Below are 18,424 nucleotides of genomic sequence, written 5' to 3' on the forward strand. Positions count from 1 at the left end.
CGGTCGGCGTTCGGTAATGTCTGATTTTGCCTGCTTCGTCCCCATTATCGGCAGCGAAATGGTCGACGGCCTTTCACGGCAGCAGGTGCTTACCTGGACCGCGTCCACCGGGCCGGGGCGCCGAGCCGGTGCGCGTCCGGTCCGACAGCCCGGCCGCGGCGGGTACACAGCAGGGAGTTCGTGCGCTGATGACCATTGACCACGAGAGCGTGCCGCGACCGGGCAGAACGCTGACGGGCCCCGGCCGGCCCGGCGCCCGGCCGGAGGGCCGTCCCGGCACCGGCGTCCTCGACCGTCCCGGCGCCCGGACGAAGAGCCGCCCGAAGTCCAGGACCGCCGCGCCCCGGACCTCGCCCGGCGTCGGCCGGCACCGCGGTCGGCTGCACTCCCGGGTCGCCCTGCCGCTGTCCCTGGCCGCCGCCGACGCGCTCGCCGTCGGCCTGGCCGCGGCCGCCACCACCCCCGCCGGCACCCGCCCGATCGCCACCGCCGCCCTGCTGCTGCCCGCCCTGCTCCCGCTCAACCTGGCCGGCGGCCTCTACCGCAGCCGGCTCAGCCTGTCCGCGCTCGACGAAATGCCCGCCCTGGCCGCCCGCGCCGCCGTCGCCACCGCCTTCGCGATCACCGCCGACGCCTGCCTGGCCGGCCGCTGGGCCGACCTCGGCCCGGTCAGCCCGCTGCGGCTGCTCGCCCTGCTGCTGCTGGTGCTCCCGCTCGCCGCCCTCGGCCGGGCCTTCGTCCACCACCTCACCCGCCGCTCCCGCCGCCGCCGCCCCAGCCCCGTCCTGATCCTCGGCGCCGGCGAGCTCGGCCAGCGGATCGCCGCCGTGCTCACCGCCCGCCCCGAGTACGGCCTGCGCCCGGTCGGCTACCTCGACCCGGACCCGGTGCTGCTCCCGCCCGGCTCCCCGCTGCCGGTGCTCGGCGGCCGCGAGGTGCTCGGCCGGGTGCTGCGCCGCTACCGGATCCACCACGTGCTGGCCACCGCCGGCGCCGCCGACGAGGCCGACACCCTGGCCGCGCTGCGGCACGCCGCCCGGCTCGGCTGCCAGGTCTGGCTGGTGCCCGGACTGCGCGAGTTCGACTCCGTCCAGGGCGCCGGCGACCACCTGTGGGGCTTCCCCTGCCTGCGCCTGGGCCCGCCCGCGATGCGGCGCGGCGGCTGGATCGTCAAGCGCGGCTTCGACATCGCCTCGGCCGGCCTCGGCCTGCTGCTGATCTCCCCGCTGCTGGCCGCCTGCGCCCTCGCGGTGCGCTGGGACACCGGCCCCGGCGTGCTCTTCCGCCAGCAGCGCACCGGCCTGGACGGCAAGGTCTTCACCGTCCTCAAGTTCCGCACCCTGCGCCCCTCCAACGAGCACGAGTCGGCCACCCGCTGGAACATCTCGCAGGACCACCGGATGGGCCCGATCGGCAAGTTCCTCCGCAGGACCTCGCTGGACGAGCTGCCGCAGCTGTGGAACGTGCTGCGCGGCGACATGAGCCTGGTCGGCCCGCGCCCCGAGCGCCCGTACTTCGTCATGCGGTTCGGCCAGGCGTACCCCGAGTACGCCGACCGGCACCGCGTCCCGGTCGGACTGACCGGGCTGGCCCAGGTCAACGGCCTGCGCGGGGACACCTCGATCGAGGACCGGGCGCGCTTCGACAACCGCTACATCGAGGGCTGGAGCCTGTGGGGGGACGCCAAGGTCCTGCTCCGCACCGCCGCCCTGGTGGTCCGCCCGGACGGGAGCTGAACCCATGGCCATCGCCCTCCGACCGCCGCGCCGAGAAAGCCGGTCGGCCGCAATAGTCCAGCCCCGGCCGAGCTGGCTCGCGGCCGCGACGGTCCTCCTGGTGTGCGTGCCGACGGGGGAGAAGGACGTCACCGCGTCCGTGCACGTCACCCCGGCCGACCTCGCCTCGCTGGCCCTGGTCGGGCTGATCGCCCTCGACCTGCTGCGCGGCCGGCTGCCCCGGCTCGACCCGGCCGCCTGCGCGCTGCTGGGCGGCGTGGTGCTGGCCGCCGCCGTCGCCACCGTGCACTCCATCGACCCGGCGAGCAGCGTCACCGGCTTCGTCCGGCTGGTGCAGATCTTCGTGCTCGTCCCCGCCGCGGTGCTGCTCGCCGTCCGCGACACCCGCGACCGCCGCCTGGTGCTCGGCTCCTTCGTGCTGGCCGCCCTGATCGAGGGCGCCGTCGGCGCGAACCAGTACCTCACCCGCACCGGCGCCTCCTACACCGGCCAGCCGATCCGCGCCATCGGCACCTTCGGCGCCCTCGACGTCATGGCGATGTCCACCGTCGTCTCGTACGGGCTGCTGGCCGCCCTCGGCCTGGCCCTCGCCGAGCGCCGCCCCGGCGGCAACCGCTGGCTGCGCCGCGCGATGTGGGCGAGCGCCGCGTTCCTGGCCTTCCCGCTGGCCGTGTCGTTCAGCCGGGGCAGCTGGATCGCCACCGCCGTCGCCGCCGGCGTGCTGCTGCTGCGCGCCGACGCCCGGCTCGCCGTCAAGGGCGTGCTGGTCGGCGCCGCCGCCGCGGTGGTGCTGGTCGGCGGCCTCGGCCTCGGCGCCTCCGGCGTCACCGAACGGCTCAGCTCGATCGGCTCGGTCTCCGCCGCCCCCGACCAGTCGGTCTCCGACCGCTACGACCTGTGGGGCACCGCCGGCCGGATCTGGCAGGACCACCCGGTCACCGGCGCCGGCCCCAAGGCGTTCCAGCAACTGCGCGACAGCCACGCCCCGCTGCGGCTGTCCTCCGGCAGCGACGCCGCCGACCCCACCATCGGCTTCCAGCGCGAACCGCTGCTCTCCCCGCACAACATGTACTTCCTGGTGCTCAGCGAACAGGGCCTGCTCGGCGCGGTCGCCTACCTGGCCCTGTTCCTCGCCCTGCTGCTCGGCTGCCTGCGCCGCGCCACCGGCCCCGGCCTGGCCGCGCTCGCCCTGCTCTGCTGGGTGCTCTGGGACTTCCTCTACGCCGACATCGGCGGCACCACCACCGTGCTGACCTCCGTGGTGCTCGGCCTGGCCGCCCGCACCGCCTTCCCCGGCCCGGACCCCGACTCCCGCGAAGCGGACGGCGCATGACGACAGACCAGCCGGTGGCCCGGCCCGCCACCGCCACCACCGCCGTCCCCGCCCCGCGTCCGGGCCCGGGAGCGGCCGCCGAACCGGCCAGACGCGGCTTCCTGGCCAAGGCGTTCGGCGTCACCGCGCTGCTCAGCGCGGCCGGCTCCGCCCTCGGCCTGCTCCGCGACCTGCTGCTGGCCCGCTACTTCGGCGCCAACCAGGGCACCGACGCCTTCCTGGTCGCCTGGACGGTGCCGGAGACCGCCGCGCCGCTGCTGATCGAGGACGCGATGGCGTTCCTGATGGTCCCGGCCTTCAGCCTGGCCCTCGTCCTGCGCGAGGAGCGCCCCCAGGGCCCGGACCCGGTACGGCAGTTGACCCGCTCCACGCTGCCCTGGCTGCTGCTCGCGCTGTGCACCCTCTCCGGCGCCGTCGCGCTCGGCGCCCCCCAGCTGGTCGACCTGCTCGCCCCCGGCCTGGCCGACCCGCAGCTCGCCGTCACCTGCACCCGGATCACCGCGCTCACCATCCTCCCGTTCGGCGTCGCCGGGTACCTGGCCTCCGCACTGCGCGCCCTGCACTCCTTCACCGCGCCCGCCGTCATCTACGTGATGTACAACCTGGGCATCCTGGCGCTGCTGCTCAGCGGCCACCGGCTGCTCGGGGTGCGCTCCGCCGCGATCGGCGTCGCGGTCGGCAGCGCGCTGATGGCGGGCGTGCTGCTGCTGCCGTTCGCCCGCCGGCTGCGCTCCGGCGGGCGGCGGCGCGGACTGCGCCGGGGCGCCGCCCGCCGGCTGGTGCTGATCCCGCTGGCGCTGCTGCCGGTCGCCGCGTTCACGCTGACCCGGCAGGCCCAGGTGTTCATCGAGCGCTACCTCGGCTCCGGCCTGCCGCCCGGCACCATCTCGCACCTCAACTACGCCGCCAAGATCAGCCAGTTGGCGATGACCTCGGCGATCCTGATCGTCACCGTGACCTTCCCGGTGGTGGCCCGGGCGATGGCCGCCGGGGACTTCACGGCGGCCCGCGACCGGGTCGAGAAGGACCTCGGGCAGGCCGCGGCGCTCGTCCTGCTCGGCACCGCCTTCCTGATGGCCTGCGCCCCCGCGCTGGTCGCCCTGCTGTTCCAGCGCGGCGCGTTCGGCCCGGCCGACACCTCCGCCACCGCCGCCGTGATCCGGGTCTACTCCTTCGGGCTGCCCGCGCAGGCGATGATCGGTGTGATGGTCCGGCCGTACTTCTGCGTCCGCCCGGTGGTGCGCCGCGCCGACACCCCGCGCGCCGAGGGCGACCGGATCACCTGGCCGGACTGGTACCCGGTCGGCGCGATGCTGCTCGGGCTGGCCGTCACCGTCGCCGTCGGCGTCGGCGCCACCCCGCACTTCGGGGCGCTCGGCCTGGCCGCGGGCAACGCCGCCGGCATCACCACCACCGCCGCGCTGCTGATGCGCGGCCTGATGCTGCGCGGCGTCGCGCTGCGGCTGCCCCGGGTGCTCGGCGGTCAGGCCCGGCTGCTGGGCGCCGCCCTCGCCGCCGCCGTCCTCGGCTGGCTGGCCGCCCGGACCACCGGCGGCCCGCTGCCCGCCGCACTGCTCGGCGGCACCACCGTGCTGCTGGTCTTCGCCGCCCTCGGCGCGCTGTTCGGCGCCGCCGAGGTACGCGGTCCGGTGCTCGGCCTGCTGGCCCGGGCCCGCCGCCCGCGGCCCGTCCCGTCCACCGCCGCCGAAGGGAAGCCGCACCATGGCCGCTGATCCCCGCCTGCCGGCCCAGGCAACCGCCCCCAGGCTCGCGCCCTGGATCCTGATGTACCACTCGGTGGCCGAGGAGGACGAGGACCCGTACCAACTCACCGTCACCCCCGAGCGGTTCGCCGAACAGATGGACTGGCTGCACCGCACCGGCCGGCGCGGCGTCAGCGTCCGCGAACTGCTCACCGCGCAGGCCCGCGGCCGGGAGTCCCGGCTGGTCGGCCTGACCTTCGACGACGGCTACGCGGACTTCGCCCGGCACGCCGTCCCGGTGCTGCGCGAGTACGGCTTCACCGCCACCGCGTACGTCGTCCCCGACCTGCTCGGCAGCGAGAACGGCTGGGACGCCGAGGGGCCGCGCAAGAAGCTGCTCACCGTCCAGCAGGTCGTCGAACTCGCGGGCTCCGGCTGGGAGATCGGCTCGCACGGCCTCGGCCACCAGGCCCTGCCCGGCCTGTCCCCGGCCGCCCTGGAACGCCAGACGGCGGACAGCCGGCGCGCCCTGGAGGACCTGCTCGGCAGCCCCGTCAGCGGCTTCTGCTACCCGTACGGCGCGGTCGACCTGCCCGCCGCCCGGGCCGTCCGGGACGCCGGGTACGACTACGCCTGCGCCATCGACCACTCCTGGCTGACCGGCCGGCACGCCCTGCCGCGCTGCTACGTCGGCGACCGGGACGGCGCCTGGCGGCTGCGCGCCAAGCACGGCCGGCACCGCTGGCGGGACGCCGTGACCGGGCTGCGCTGGGCCCCGCCGAAGTCCGCGCCGAAGTCCGCGCCGAAGGCCGCCGCGGGGGAGCCCCGATGAGAGTCCTGCACGTGGTCACCGGCCTGCACGCGGGCGGCGCCGAACGCCAACTCGCCCTGCTGCTGCGGCACCTGCCGAAGGACCAGCAGCACGAGGTGGCCGCGCTCACCAACCCCGGCACGGTCGCCCGCGAACTGCGCGCCGACGGCTTCACCGTCCACCACCTCGACATGCGCGGCAACCGCGACCTCGGCGTGCTGCCCCGGCTCACCCGGCTGATCCGCTCCGGCCGCTACGACCTGGTGCACACCCACCTGTACCGGGCCATGCTGTACGGCCGCCTCGCCGCCCGGCTCGCCGGGGTCCGCAGGGTGATCGCCACCGAGCACTCGCTGCAGTCCGGCGTGATCGAGGGCCGCCCCACCACGCGCGGCGTCCGCGCCCTCTACCTGGGCGCCGAACGGCTCGGCACCACCACCCTCGCGGTCTCCGGCCAGGTCGCCGCCGTCCTGGACGAGTGGGGCGTGCCCGCCGACCGCGTCCGCCTGCTGCCCAACGGGGTGGACGCCGCCCGCTACCGCTTCACCCCCGCCGCGCGGGCCGCCCACCGCGGCCGCCTGCGCGCCCAACTCGGCCTGCCCATCGGCGTGTTCGTGATCGGAGCGGTCGGCCGGCTGGTGCCCGGCAAACGCTTCCACGTCCCGCTGGAGGCGCTGGTCCGGCTCCCCGACGCCCGCCTCCTGCTGATCGGCGAGGGCCCCGAACGGGCCGCCCTGCTCGACCTGGCCGTCCGGCTCGGCGTCCGCGACCGCCTGGTGCTCACCGGCGAACGCGACGACGTGCCCGAACTGCTCACCGCCGCCGACGTGCTGGTCTCGCCCTCGCGCGAGGAGACCTTCGGCCTGGCCGCCCTGGAGGGCCTCGCCGCCGGCCTCCCCCTCCTCCACTCCGCCTGCCCCGCCCTTGCCGAACTCCCCGCCGGCGCCGCCCCGCAGGCCCGCCTCCTCCCCTCCGAACCCGAGCCCTACGCCCGGGAACTCGCCCTCCTCGCCACCACCCGCCCCGGCCCCCACCCCGCCCCGCCCGCCGTCGCCCACTACGACGTCGCCCGCATCGCCGCCGAACTCGCCGCCCTCTACCGCGAGGCGGCCGACACCGGCTCCCGGGGCCGTGCGGGCCGCGGGTCTGCGGGCGGTGGGTCTGCGGGCGGTGCCGGCGCGGCGGCGCTCGTCCGGACGCTCCGGAGCCGGCTCGGGCGCGAACCCGCCGGGGTGCCGGAGCCCGCCGAGCAACCGGCGGAGCCGACCGTGCCGACCGCGCCCGTCCCGCCCGTCCCGCCCGCCCGACGCGCGGGGCGCGGGCCCGCGGCCGCCCCGGGGGCCGCCGGACGGCGGCGGGGGTCGGGCGGGTAGCCCCGGCCGGGACCTGCACCCCGCCCCGTCCCGCCCGCCCCGCCCCGCAGAGCCCCTTCCCTCCCTGCGCCGTCGCGCGCCGACCGCCCCACCCCTACGACCCTCCTGGAGTCACCGATGCCCCAAGCCCGCCGCAGCGCCCGCGCGCTGGTCCGCCGCTGGTGGCCGCTGGCCGTCGCCGTCCCGCTCGGCACGGTGGCCGGCGCCGGCTACGCCGTCGTCTCGCACCCCAGCTACGCCGCCAGTTCGTACGTGGTGGTCGTCCCGAACAACCCCGGCGAGAACTCCACCGCCGTCAACTTCGCCCAGGCGTACGGCCGGCTCACCGGCCAGCCGCAGGTGCTGATCGGGGCCGCCGCCGAGACCGGCCACACGGTGACCGAGCTGTCCGGGCTGGTGCGCGGCACCACCTCGCCGGACGCCCCGATGATCGAGATCACCGGCACCGGCGCCCGCGGCGAGGAGGCGGTGAAGAACGCCGACGCGGTGGCCAAGTCGCTGATCGCGTTCGGCAACACCAGCAGCAAGGAGACCGGGGTGCGCCTGGTCCCGCTCGCCCCCGCCGCCGAGCCGGACGCCCCGGCCTCCCCGTCCGCAGCCCTGGACACCGGGGTCGGCACGGCGGCCGGCGTGCTGCTCGGCACGCTGGTGATGCTGACCCGCCGCAAGGGCGGCCCGGCCGCCGCCGAGCCGGTCGCCGAGCCCGCGCTGCCCGTCCAGGCCGAGCCGAAGCCCGCCGCGAACGCCGCCGCGAACGCCGAGCAGCCCGCCCCCGCCCCGGCGGCGGCCCGGTGAGGCTCCGTCAGCGGCCCGGTACCGGCCCCCGGGTGCCCGCCCAGCCGGCCCGGGACGCCGCCGACCGCGAGCGGTGGACCAGCGAGGTGCTGCGCGCCGACGACGCCCTGGACCGGCTCGCCGACGACTGGGACGACCTGCACCGCCGCTGCGCGACCGCGACCGTCTTCCAGTCCGCGCCCTGGCTGCGCTCCTGGTGGCACCGCTACGGCCGTCCGGGCACGCTGGTGCTGGTGCTGGTCCGCCGCGACGGCCGGCTGGCCGGTGCCGCGGCGCTGCGCCGCCGGGGCCCGTTCGGCGGCCTGACCAACCTGGGCGCGGGCCTGGTCGACTTCACCGACGTGCTGCTCGACGACGACTGCGCCGACCGGGCCGCGGCCGAGCTGGCCGCCGCCCTCCCGCTGCGCCGCCCCTGGCACAGCCTGGAGCTGCGCGAGGTGCACCCGTCGGCCGCCGTGCACCGGGTGCACGCGCACTGGCGCGGCCGCCGGTACCGGTACACCGACTCGCTGTGCCAGTACCTGCCGGCCGTCCCGATGGACGAGCTGCTCAAGCGGCTGCCCGGCAAGTCCGCCCAGCGCAACCGGGTGAAGCTCCGCAAGATCGCCCAGTCCGGGGTGCTGACGCGTTCGGCGACGGTCGAGGAAGTCCCGTACACGGTCAGTGAGATGCTGCGGCTGCACATGCTGCAGTGGCAGGACCGCGGCGTCACCCCGGAGCACCGCACCGCGCGCTTCGCCGAGCACCTGACCGAGTCGACCACCGGCCTGGTGGCGACCGGCCGGGCGGCCATACACCGGTTCGAACTGGACGGCGAGGTGGTCGCGGTGAACCTGGTGATCCTGGGCGCCCGGTACGGCGGCCTGTACATGTACGGCGCGCACCCCAAGCTCCGGGAGAAGCTGGACATCGCGGGGATGCTGTTCAACGCCGCCCTGGAGGAGGTCCGTGCCGCCGGGATACCGCAGTTGAGCCTGCTGCGCGGCCAGGAGCCCTACAAGCAGCGCTGGCGGCCCGACCAGTTGCACAACCAGCGCCTGGTGCTGGGCCCCGGCCGGCTCGCCCCCGCCGCGGCCGTCCGCGCGCTGCGGGTCCGGGCCCGGATCGCGGCCGTGCACGTGCTGCGCACCCGGATGCCGAAGCTGAAGGAGGCGCTAGCGCAGCGGCGACTGCGGTGAGGTCTTCACCGGCCCGGCCGCCCCGGAGGAGCCGGACATCAGCTGCTTGTACACGGCGGCCGACTTCGGGTTGTCCCGGCACTGCCAGAAGCCGTGCGGGCAGTAGTCGGTGACGGTCTGGTAGGCGGTGTCGTGGGTGCGCATCCACTCCACCATCCGCCGGACGAACTCCGGGTTGTCGCCGTTGCGGAACAGCCCCCACTCCGGGTAGGAGACCGGCTTGCCGCGCTTGGCGGCGAACTCGACCTGGTCCTGCAGCCCGTACGGCTCGGAGACGTACTCGTCGAAGGTGCCGCCGGCGGGCTGGTCGTAGCTGTCCATGCCGATGATGTCGACCACGTCGTCGCCGGGGTAGCAGCGCGTCCAGGGGATGGCGTCCAGCCCGCGGGTGGGGGTGAAGTCGAAGGAGAAGTGCTGGCCCGGCACCGAGCGCATCACGCCGACGATCCGCCGCCAGTACGCCTTCCAGGCCGTCGGGTCGGGCTTGCAGCGCGAGGTGTAGGTGACGCCGTTCATCTCCCAGCCGAGGGTGATGACGGTGTCGCCGCCGCCGAAGGCGACCAGCTTCCGGGCCAGGCGCAGGAAGTGCTGGTCGAACTCGCCCTGGTTGCCGCGGGCCAGCAGCCGGGCCACCTCGGCGTCCGGCACGTTGCCCTCGTTGGGGACGAGCATCGGCACGCCCAGCACCAGCCGCCGGCCCGGGTCGGACTGGCGCCACTGCGACCACAGGCCGAGCACCATCGGCTCGCCCTCGATGTCCTGCCAGCCGTTGCCCGCCAGGTAGGTGTGGCCGACCTGCATGTTGGCGTTGTCCAGCCAGGAGGACATCCGGGCGATGTTCGGGATGTAGTTGTCCCAGGAGCCGACGAAGGCGCCGAACGGCACCTCGTGGACCGCCCGCTGCACCGTCGGCCGGGGCGCCGCGCCGCGCGGCTGGATCGCGTCCGAGGAGAGCGCGGTGTGGCGCTCGGTCTGGCTGAGCGGGGTGCCGGAGGGCACGCTCGCGGTGGTCACCAGCAGCAGCGCGGCGGCGGCCAGGGTCAGGCGGCCGAGACGCATGGGTTCTCCGTACGGGTCCAGGGGGTGATTCCGGCCCCAGGAGCCTAGCCTGACGAACCGTCACCAATGCCTCAAGTCACCCCAACGGGTCAATCCGGGGGCCGGTCAGCCGAAGGTGTCGCACTTCGTCATGTCGCCCGTGCGGTAGCCGGTGGTGAACCACTGCCGGCGCTGCGCGGACGAGCCGTGCGTCCAGGTCTCCGGGTTGGTCCGGCCGGTGGCCCGCTGCTGGATCCGGTCGTCACCCACCGACTGGGCCGCGTCCAGCGCCAGCGCGATGTCCTGGTCGGTCAGCCGGGTGATCAGCGGCCGCCCGGTGGAGGGCTGCGGGGTGGTGGTGGCGTGGTGCGCCCACACTCCCGCGTAGCAGTCGGCCTGGAGCTCCAGCTTCACCGAGGCGCTGTCGGCGCCCTGCCGGTCGCCGCCGACCTTGTCCGTGGTGCCGAGCAGGTTCTGCACGTGGTGGCCGTACTCGTGGGCCACCACGTACGCCTCCGCGAACGGCCCGCCCCGGGCGCCCAGCTGCCGGCCCATGTCGTCGAAGAAGCCCAGGTCGAAGTACGCCTTGCGGTCGCCGGGACAGTAGAACGGGCCGACCGCGGAGGTCGCGGTGCCGCAGGCGGTGGACACCCGGTCGGTGAACAGCACGCTCTGCGCCGGGGAGTAGGCGCGGCCGCGGGCCCTGAACTCGTCCTGCCAGTACGCCTGGACGCTGTTGACCACGGCCAGGGCCCGGCAGTCCTGCCGCTTGTCGGCGTCCGCGCCGGTCCTGCAGGCGGAGGCCGGCTGCGCGGAGCCGGTGGCCTTCCCGACCGGCGGTGCGGCGCCGTCCTGGCCGCCGGCGCCGAACAGGCCCGGGTCCAGACCGAACAGCAGCGCCACGACCAGGCCGAGGACGCCGACCACGCCGCCGCTGACGGCCAGCCCGCCGCCGGGGATGCCGCGCCGGTCCTGCACCTGCGAGGAGTCGAGCTCCGCTTCGTCGTCGAACTGCATTCCGTCTCACCTCTGTAACAGTCCGTGGGGCCGCCGGACGCGTACCCGAGCGGGCCCCGGGCATGCGCCGGAGCGGCAGTGCCGCAGGTCGGGCCGGGGCGCGTCAGGGCCGGATAAGGACCCGGGGGGTTGACACGCCCGGACGCGCGGGCCGGTAAACCCGGCGGTCCTGTCAGTACCCGCCGGATAAACTCCGGCCGTGTCCTACAACCCGCTGAGAAGCCTGTCGCCCCGATCGGTCCTGCCCGCCGCCGCCGTCCTGCTGGTCCTCGCGGCCGGAGCGGCGGCCCACGCCAACCGCCCCGAGCCGTTCGGCGACCAGGTGGTCGCCGGCGCGTCGGACGCCAGCCCGGTCAGCGCGCAGTCGGCCACCGCGGAGGAGACCGACTTCAAGGTGGGCCCCGGCGTGGAGGCGTACTCGAAGGCCACCGGCGAGCGCCTGTGGTCCTACCGGCGCGAGGGCGCGACCGCGCTCCACCTCACCCTGGTCGGCGAGGACGCGGCGGTGGTCTGGGACGACGGCATGGTCACCGCGGTGGACACCGGCGACCACTCGGTGCGCTGGCACCGCAGCGTCCCCGGCCTGGCCGACTGGCTGCGCGCCGAGGGCGAGCCGGGCGCGGAGGGCCGCACCGAGGCGCAGCGCAAGCAGCTGATGGCCCGGCGCGCCGCCGAGGCGCTGCACCCGTCCGCGGACAAGGTCCACGACGCCTTCGTGACGGTGGTCACCCCGGGCCTGCTGATGGGCTTCCGCGAGCACGACGGCGACCTGCGCTTCAACTCCCGCCCCCCGGCGGGCTGCACCTTCTCCCCGGGGACCACCGCGGAGACCGACGACGCGGTGCTCGTCCCGCGGCTGTGCCCGCCGACCACCAGCGCCGGGGCCCGCCAGATGCCGGGCGGCGTCATGGTGTTCTCGCTCACCGACCACGGCAACTTCCTCAACACCGGCCCCGACGTGGTGATGCGCCCGCTGGACGGCCACCGGATCTCGATCGAGGACGGCCCGGTGATCGGCAGCTGGGTGTACGACACCACCCTGGGCAGCCGGGAGGCCGCCTGCGGCACCGCCGCCCCGTACGCCGCGGCCCGCCCGTCCTGCGGCAAGTGACCGCCCCGTCCCGGCCGGTGCACACCGGCCGGGAAAAGGGTTTCCCGCCCTCCCGTAGACTTGGACCCAATGGCTGAGTGCCATACCCACGTCGAGGAGAGACCCCAGCCATGATTTCCGCGAACGCCCTGGAGCTTCGTGCCGGTGCCCGCATCCTGATCGAGTCCGCCAGCTTCCGGATCGCCCCGGGCGACCGGATCGGCCTGGTCGGCCGCAACGGCGCGGGCAAGACCACGCTGACGAAGGTGCTGGCCGGCGAGGGCCTCCCGGCCGGCGGCACGGTCACCTCCTCCGGCGAGGTCGGCTACCTCCCGCAGGACCCGCGCACCGGAGACCTCGACGTGCTGGCCCGGGACCGCATCCTGTCCGCCCGCGGCCTCGACACCGTGCTGCAGAAGATGCGCGAGAACGAGGACCGGATGGCCAACGGCAAGGGCGCCACCCGGGACAACGCGATGAAGAAGTACGCCCGGCTGGAGACCGAGTTCCTCACCAAGGGCGGGTACGCCGCCGAGGCCGAGGCCGCCACCATCGCCGCCGCGCTCGGCCTGCCCGACCGCATCCTCGGCCAGCCGCTGCACACCCTCTCCGGTGGTCAGCGCCGCCGCGTCGAGCTGGCCCGGATCCTCTTCTCGGACGCCGACATCCTGCTGCTCGACGAGCCCACCAACCACCTCGACGCGGACTCGATCGCCTGGCTGCGGGACTTCCTGAAGACCTACAAGGGCGGCTTCATCGTCATCTCGCACGACGTCGACCTGGTCGAGACGGTCGTCAACAAGGTCTTCTACCTGGACGCCAACCGCTCCGCGATCGACATCTACAACATGGGCTGGAAGCAGTACCAGCAGCAGCGCGAGGACGACGAGAAGCGCCGCAGGCGCGAGCGCGCCAACGCCGAGAAGAAGGCCGCGACGCTCAACGCGCAGGCCGACAAGATGCGCGCCAAGGCGACCAAGACGGTCGCCGCGCAGAACATGGCCCGCCGCGCCGAGAAGCTGCTCTCCGGCCTCGAGCAGGCCCGGGTCTCCGACAAGGTCGCCAAGCTGCGCTTCCCGGACCCGGCCCCGTGCGGCAAGACCCCGCTGACGGCCGAGGGCCTGTCGAAGTCCTACGGCTCGCTGGAGATCTTCACCGACGTGGGCCTGGCGATCGACCGCGGCTCCCGGGTGGTGATCCTCGGCCTCAACGGCGCGGGCAAGACCACCCTGCTGCGGATGCTGGCCGGCGTCGAGCAGCCGGACACCGGCGAGGTGATCCCGGGCCACGGCCTGAAGATCGGCTACTACGCCCAGGAGCACGAGACGCTCGACCCCGAGCGCACCGTGCTGGAGAACATGCGCTCCGCCGCGCCGGACACCGACCTGGTGCAGATCCGCAAGATCCTCGGCTCCTTCCTGTTCTCCGGCGACGACGTGGACAAGCCGGCCGGGGTGCTCTCCGGCGGCGAGAAGACCCGGCTCGCGCTGGCCTCGCTGGTGGTCTCCAGCGCCAACGTGCTGCTGCTCGACGAGCCGACCAACAACCTCGACCCGGCCAGCCGGGAGGAGATCCTCGGCGCGCTGCGCACCTTCACCGGCGCGGTCGTCCTGGTCACCCACGACGAGGGCGCGGTCGAGGCGCTCCAGCCGGAGCGGATCATCCTGCTGCCCGACGGCGTCGAGGACCTGTGGAGCCCCGCCTACCACGACCTGGTCTCGCTCGCCTGACCCGGTCCGGCCACCCGCCGGCCCGCTCCGGGCCGCCGCACGGACCTCGCGGGTAGACGCGGGGTCCGTCTCCGGTACGAGGGAAACTCGTCCCGCGTCGACCTCCGGGGCGCCGGGGCGGGCGTTCCCGTTTCCCCTCCCGCCGTGCGCGGTTTGCCCGCTGACGGTCCGGGCTGATCAGCGGATTCGCTCACCGGGGCGAATCGCCGAGGGGCGTGCACACCCTCCGTGAGCGCCCTGGTGCGGAGCGCGCACCACCACTCGCGCCCGCTTTCCCGCGACGGACCTTGTCGAATGGGTGGCCATGAACGGGGCAATGGGTGATCATGGGAATCTGACCGATCACCTCTACGAGGAGGCACGGGTGGCCGAGACTCTGAAAAAGGGCAGCCGGGTAACAGGTGCCGCGCGTGAGAAGCTCGCGGCCGATCTCAAGAAGAAGTACGACTCCGGGGCGAGCATTCGCGCCCTCGCGGAGGAGACGGGCCGCTCCTACGGCTTCGTCCACCGGATGCTCAGCGAGTCCGGGGTCAACCTCCGGGGCCGCGGCGGAGCCACCCGCGGCAAGGGCAAGGTCGCTGCCGCCACCGGTTCCTGACGGTCCGTCAGCCAGGGCGGACGGCCCCCGGGCAGCCCCGTCCGCCGCGGCCCGTCCACGCGCTGCCCACCACGCACGACGCTCCACCACGGATCGGCGGCCGGGTCCTCCCGCGCCGCCGTCCGCCGTTCCCGGCCCCCGGCGCACGTGCTGTACGTGCGTCGGGGGCTTTGTTACCCTCCAGTAGCCCGTCGGGGTCGACGGGTGCCCACGCCCCGCCGCTGGAAGGTAGCCCCGCCATGACCACCGACATCCCCGACGCCGACCGCACCGCGTGGGAGAAGGCCGGCGTCCGCCTCGACCTGGACGGCGAACTCGCCACCGTCACCCTCTGTGACCCGGGCCGCCGCAACGCCCAGACCCCCGCGATGTGGCGCGCCCTCGCCGCGGTCGGCCGCGCCCTGCCCGGCAGCGTCCGGGTCGTCCTGCTCCGGGGCGAGGGCAGCTCCTTCTCGGCCGGCCTCGACCGCGCCATGTTCACCCCCGAGGGGATCCCCGGCGAGACCGGCTTCCTCCAGCTCGCCGCCTCCACCGACGCCGAACTCGACGCGGCCATCTCCTCCTACCAGGACGCCTTCACCTGGTGGCGCCGCAACGACCTGGTCACCGTCGCCGCCGTCCAGGGCCACGCGGTCGGGGCCGGCTTCCAGCTCGCCCTCGCCTGCGACCTGCGGGTCGTCGCCGAGGACGTCCAGTTCGCCATGAAGGAGACCTCCCTCGGCCTGGTCCCCGACCTGGGCGGCACCAAGCCGCTCACCGAACTCGTCGGCTACGCCCGCGCCCTGGAGATCTGCGCCACCGGCCGCCGGGTCGGCGCCGCCGAGGCCGTCGCCACCGGCCTCGCCAACCTCGCCGTGCCCGCCGCCGACCTCGAGGCCGCCGCCGCCGACCTGGCCGCCGCCCTGCTCGCCGCCCCGCGCGGCGCCGTGATCGAGACCAAGGCGCTGCTGCGCGGCGCCGCCGGCCGCGACTACGACCGGCAGCGGGCGGCCGAGCGCGAGGCGCAGGCGCGCCGGCTCCGGGAGCTCGCGGGCCGCTGACCGCGGGAGCCGGGCGCGGACCCCCGGGTGTACGCACTTGTGGTGCGCCGCGCGTGGCGGAATGCCAGGGTTGGGGTGATTTGCGATATAGCTGGTGTCGAACGTCAGGAGAGCGAGATGACGCAGCCCCACGCCCCCACCCCCGCGGACCTGCAGAAGGACGCACCGGAGAAGCGCCCGGCCGGTGAACGCGGCAGCACCTCCCTCGCCGTCGGTGTGGTGGAGAAGATCGCCGGCATGGCGGCCCGGGAGGTCTCGGGCATCCACGCGCTGGGCTCGGGGTTCTCCCGGACCTTCGGCGCGATGCGGGACCGGGTGCCGGGTTCGAGTTCGAAGTCCGGCGTCGGACGCGGGATCAAGGCGGAGGTCGGCGAGAAGCAGGCCGCCATCGACATCGCGCTGGTGGTCGAGTACGGGGTGGTGATCCCCAGGCTGGCCTCCGAGGTGCGGGCGAACATCATCGAGGCCGTCGAGCGGATGACCGGCCTGGAGGTGGTCGAGGTGAACATCTCCGTGAACGACGTCCACCTGCCCGACGACCCGGACGACGACGAGGAGGAGGAGACCTCGTCCTCCGGCAAGCGCCCCCGCGTGCAGTGAGCCGCGTGCAGTGAGTCGTGACCGTCCCGAGTGCCGAACAGCAGGATCGCGAAGGAGTGGTGGATGAACCTGGCTTTGATGGGCCTGCTCACGGGTATGGCCCTCGGCTTCGCCGGCTACTTCGGCGGGTTCGGTGCGTTCCTGCTGGTGGCGGTGCTCGGGGCGGTGGGCTTCGTGGTCGGGCGGCTGATCGAGGGGGACATCGAACTCGGTGACCTCGGCGACCTGCTGCGCGGCCGGGACCGGCGGCGCTGATGACCCACCCGGGAGTGGTCGCGCAGCGCGGCGGCGAACGGGTCGCGGACCGGGTCTACCGGCGGATCGCGGCCCGCGCCGCCGCCGACGCGCTCGCCCCGGCCTGGCAGGACAGGCCCGGCCCCGGCCCGTACCCGAAGGTCTCCGCGCTCCTGTCGCACGGCCGGGTCCGGCTGACGCTGCACCTGGAACTGCCCTTCCCGTCCGACGTCGGCACGCTGGCCCGTACCGCCCGGGACGCCGCCTGCCGCACCGTCACCGAACTCACCGGCACCCCGGTGACCGGGGCGGACGTGATCGTGGACCGCCTGCACCCGGCGGTCGCCGCATGACCGAGCCGGAACCGGGCCCGGAGCCGGTGCGCGTGCACGGCAGCGGGGCGAGCGGGTTGGAGCCCAGGCGGCGCCGGGCCGGGCGGTGGCTGCGCTCGCAGCGCGCGGTGCCCACCGCACTGGTGGTCGCCGTCGCGCTGGTGGCCGCCGGGACGCTGCTGTACGACGTGATCGCGGTGCGCGCGGGCGGGCAGGCCAGGCCGTGGCGGCTGGAACTGGCGCGGCAGTTGGCGACCCGTCACCTGGACGACCCGTGGGTGCTCGGCATCGCCGGCGGCGCCGTCCTGCTCGGACTGCTGCTGCTCCGGCTGGCCTTCGCCCGCGGCCTGCGCGGCTGGCTCGCGCTGGAACCGCGCGGCGCCGCGATCCACCGCACCGCGGTCGCCGCGCTGATCGCCCGGCGCGCCCCGCAGCGCGCCGACGTGCACTCCTGGCAGGTGAAGGTCGGACGGCGGCGCACCCGGGTCACCCTGGCCGGCACCACCGACCCGGCCGGCGCGGAACGCGAACTGCGGGCCGAACTCGCCCGGATCCCGCTGGCCGCGCCGCACCGGCTGGACGTCCGCACCAAGCCCGTGCACGAACGCCACCACCGCCGGGAACTCGCCGAGCTGGAGCCGCCCCGATGAGCCGACGCGCCGTCAACCGCACCCTGCTGGCCGTGGTCGGACTGGGCCTGCTGGCGGGCGGGGCACTGGTCCTGCTCGGCGGACTCGACGCCTACCGGCACCTCGGCGTCACCCCGCCCGACTGGTGGCCGCTCACCTCGCCCGACCAGCCGGTGCTCAGCACGGCCAGCCGCACCCGCTGGGCGGAGCGGGACTGGTGGTGGCCGGTGGCGATCGCCGTCCCCGCGCTGGCGGTCGCCGGCTGCCTGTGGTGGCTGTTCTCCCAACTGCGCCGCGGCGGCCCGGCCGGCGTCGACCTGCCCTCGCCCGCGGCCCCCGGCGAGACGCACTTCGCCCTGCACGTGCGCAGCCGGGCCGTCGAGGAGGCGATCGAGACCGAGACCGTCGCCCTCCCCGACGTCGAGCGCGTCACCGCCAAGGTCACCGGCGCGGCCCGCCGCCCCGAGGTGCACACCGCCGTACGGCTCGCCCCCGGCGCCGACACCGGCGCCCTGGTCACCGCCTACCGCACCGGGCCGGTCGAACACGCCCGCCGCTCCCTGGGCCTGGCGGCGCTGCCCGCCCAACTGCGCCTGCGCGGCGCGAAGGTCCGCAAGGAGCGGTCCCGCAAGAAGGCCCCGCGGGTGCGGTAGGCTCCGCCGGCGCGCCGGGCCCCCGGGCCGACCGGTGTCGCGGAGGTGTCCGCTATGCGTGCGGTCGGGGGTGTCGCCCGGAAGCGCCCGGGTGCGGAGTTTTGGTCGGATTCGCTTCCGGGCGGCCCCGCCCCGCAATCCTGGATTCGCCCGGAAGGGCGCTTCGCGGGGCCATTCTTTGTAGTCGATCGAGGGATGGCCGGGTCTGGCGTGTCCCCGGCAGGATGAACTCCATCAGCCAGCCGGAACCTGAAAAGGAGTCCAATCATGTCCAAGACCCTGGATGTGCTGCGCAACGCCGGTGCCAACCTCGACGCGCTCAGCGACGCCGAGCGCGGCGTGCTCGCCTCGCTCTCCGAGGGCGAGATTTCGGTGATCACCTCGGTCCAGGCGCGGCTGAACGCGGTGGCCGCCGAGGTCGAGGGCCAGAGCGACATCACCAACGTCTTCTGCTGACCCGCTCCGCGCGAAATCGCGCGGAATTCGTCCGCGCCCCCCCTCTCCGCCCGGGGCGCGGCACGGTTTTATCTTTAA

Annotated in this window: 19 protein-coding genes; 17 read left to right on the forward strand and 2 right to left on the reverse strand. The window is 75.0% G+C overall.

The features are described 5' to 3' along the window. Window positions 1-188: 188 nt before the first annotated feature. The 7 genes from ACFUEL_RS03350 (at window position 189) to ACFUEL_RS03380 (ending at window position 8,929) form a co-directional block, all read left to right on the forward strand. On the forward strand, window positions 189-1,736 hold the full coding sequence (locus ACFUEL_RS03350; protein WP_380234235.1) for a sugar transferase: 1,548 nt from the start codon (window positions 189-191) through the stop codon (window positions 1,734-1,736). Window positions 1,737-1,836: 100 nt separating this feature from the next. After that, entirely contained in the window at window positions 1,837-3,069 is a 1,233-nt protein-coding gene (locus ACFUEL_RS03355; protein ID WP_380234236.1) for an O-antigen ligase family protein, read from the forward strand. Beyond that, the gene (locus ACFUEL_RS03360) at window positions 3,066-4,802 is read left to right on the forward strand and encodes a lipid II flippase MurJ (RefSeq protein WP_380234237.1); all 1,737 of its coding nucleotides are present in this window, start codon (window positions 3,066-3,068) and stop codon (window positions 4,800-4,802) included. Before ACFUEL_RS03355 ends, ACFUEL_RS03360 begins: the two co-directional genes overlap by 4 nt. After that, window positions 4,792-5,604, forward strand: a complete 813-nt coding sequence (locus ACFUEL_RS03365) for a polysaccharide deacetylase family protein (RefSeq protein WP_380234238.1) — start codon at window positions 4,792-4,794, stop codon at window positions 5,602-5,604. The genes ACFUEL_RS03360 and ACFUEL_RS03365 overlap by 11 nt, the downstream gene beginning before the upstream one ends. Further along, complete coding sequence (locus ACFUEL_RS03370) at window positions 5,601-6,956, forward strand: glycosyltransferase (protein ID WP_380234239.1); 1,356 nt, start codon at window positions 5,601-5,603, stop codon at window positions 6,954-6,956. Before ACFUEL_RS03365 ends, ACFUEL_RS03370 begins: the two co-directional genes overlap by 4 nt. A gap of 117 nt (window positions 6,957-7,073) precedes the next feature. Beyond that, the gene (locus ACFUEL_RS03375) at window positions 7,074-7,751 is read left to right on the forward strand and encodes a lipopolysaccharide biosynthesis protein (RefSeq protein ID WP_380234241.1); all 678 of its coding nucleotides are present in this window, start codon (window positions 7,074-7,076) and stop codon (window positions 7,749-7,751) included. Window positions 7,752-7,783: 32 nt separating this feature from the next. Further along, the gene (locus ACFUEL_RS03380; protein WP_380234242.1) at window positions 7,784-8,929 is read left to right on the forward strand and encodes a GNAT family N-acetyltransferase; all 1,146 of its coding nucleotides are present in this window, start codon (window positions 7,784-7,786) and stop codon (window positions 8,927-8,929) included. Here the strand turns inward: ACFUEL_RS03380 and ACFUEL_RS03385 are convergent. After that, complete coding sequence (locus ACFUEL_RS03385; protein ID WP_380234243.1) at window positions 8,906-9,988, reverse strand: glycoside hydrolase family 26 protein; 1,083 nt, start codon at window positions 9,986-9,988, stop codon at window positions 8,906-8,908. The two genes, ACFUEL_RS03380 and ACFUEL_RS03385, sit on opposite strands and share 24 nt — an antisense overlap. Before the next feature lie 105 nt (window positions 9,989-10,093). Next, window positions 10,094-10,984, reverse strand: a complete 891-nt coding sequence (locus ACFUEL_RS03390; RefSeq protein ID WP_380234244.1) for a neutral zinc metallopeptidase — start codon at window positions 10,982-10,984, stop codon at window positions 10,094-10,096. A gap of 199 nt (window positions 10,985-11,183) precedes the next feature. On the opposite strand from ACFUEL_RS03390, the gene ACFUEL_RS03395 reads away from it, so the two are divergent. The 10 genes from ACFUEL_RS03395 to ACFUEL_RS03440 all read left to right on the forward strand — a co-directional run bounded on the left by ACFUEL_RS03395 (window position 11,184) and on the right by ACFUEL_RS03440 (window position 18,346). Next, window positions 11,184-12,095 carry a hypothetical protein gene (locus ACFUEL_RS03395; RefSeq protein ID WP_380234245.1) on the forward strand — a complete coding sequence of 304 codons (912 nt, stop codon included), beginning with the start codon at window positions 11,184-11,186 and terminating at the stop codon, window positions 12,093-12,095. 110 nt (window positions 12,096-12,205) lie between these two features. After that, on the forward strand, window positions 12,206-13,804 hold the full coding sequence (gene abc-f, locus ACFUEL_RS03400; protein WP_380234247.1) for a ribosomal protection-like ABC-F family protein: 1,599 nt from the start codon (window positions 12,206-12,208) through the stop codon (window positions 13,802-13,804). A 364-nt stretch (window positions 13,805-14,168) separates the two neighbouring features. Beyond that, window positions 14,169-14,402, forward strand: a complete 234-nt coding sequence (locus ACFUEL_RS03405; protein ID WP_380234256.1) for a helix-turn-helix domain-containing protein — start codon at window positions 14,169-14,171, stop codon at window positions 14,400-14,402. 239 nt (window positions 14,403-14,641) lie between these two features. Then, a complete protein-coding gene (locus ACFUEL_RS03410) occupies window positions 14,642-15,442 on the forward strand; it encodes an enoyl-CoA hydratase/isomerase family protein (protein ID WP_380234248.1) in 801 nt (266 codons plus the stop codon). A gap of 117 nt (window positions 15,443-15,559) precedes the next feature. Continuing rightward, window positions 15,560-16,042 (forward strand): Asp23/Gls24 family envelope stress response protein, encoded by a 483-nt coding sequence (locus ACFUEL_RS03415; protein ID WP_380234249.1) that lies wholly within the window; start codon window positions 15,560-15,562, stop codon window positions 16,040-16,042. Between the two features lie 63 nt (window positions 16,043-16,105). Then, entirely contained in the window at window positions 16,106-16,297 is a 192-nt protein-coding gene (locus ACFUEL_RS03420; protein ID WP_380234250.1) for a hypothetical protein, read from the forward strand. Beyond that, window positions 16,297-16,629, forward strand: a complete 333-nt coding sequence (locus ACFUEL_RS03425; RefSeq protein WP_380234251.1) for a hypothetical protein — start codon at window positions 16,297-16,299, stop codon at window positions 16,627-16,629. The genes ACFUEL_RS03420 and ACFUEL_RS03425 overlap by 1 nt, the downstream gene beginning before the upstream one ends. Beyond that, window positions 16,626-17,258, forward strand: coding sequence for a hypothetical protein (locus tag ACFUEL_RS03430; protein WP_380234252.1), 633 nt, complete (start codon window positions 16,626-16,628; stop codon window positions 17,256-17,258). Before ACFUEL_RS03425 ends, ACFUEL_RS03430 begins: the two co-directional genes overlap by 4 nt. After that, window positions 17,255-17,890, forward strand: a complete 636-nt coding sequence (locus ACFUEL_RS03435) for an alkaline shock response membrane anchor protein AmaP (RefSeq protein ID WP_380234253.1) — start codon at window positions 17,255-17,257, stop codon at window positions 17,888-17,890. The genes ACFUEL_RS03430 and ACFUEL_RS03435 overlap by 4 nt, the downstream gene beginning before the upstream one ends. A gap of 267 nt (window positions 17,891-18,157) precedes the next feature. Further along, window positions 18,158-18,346 carry an aroma-sacti cluster domain-containing protein gene (locus ACFUEL_RS03440; protein ID WP_380234254.1) on the forward strand — a complete coding sequence of 63 codons (189 nt, stop codon included), beginning with the start codon at window positions 18,158-18,160 and terminating at the stop codon, window positions 18,344-18,346. The last annotated feature ends 78 nt before the right edge of the window (window positions 18,347-18,424 follow it).

The sequence above is a fragment of the Kitasatospora sp. NPDC057198 genome (assembly GCF_042670125.1).
Lineage (GTDB): Bacteria > Actinomycetota > Actinomycetes > Streptomycetales > Streptomycetaceae > Kitasatospora.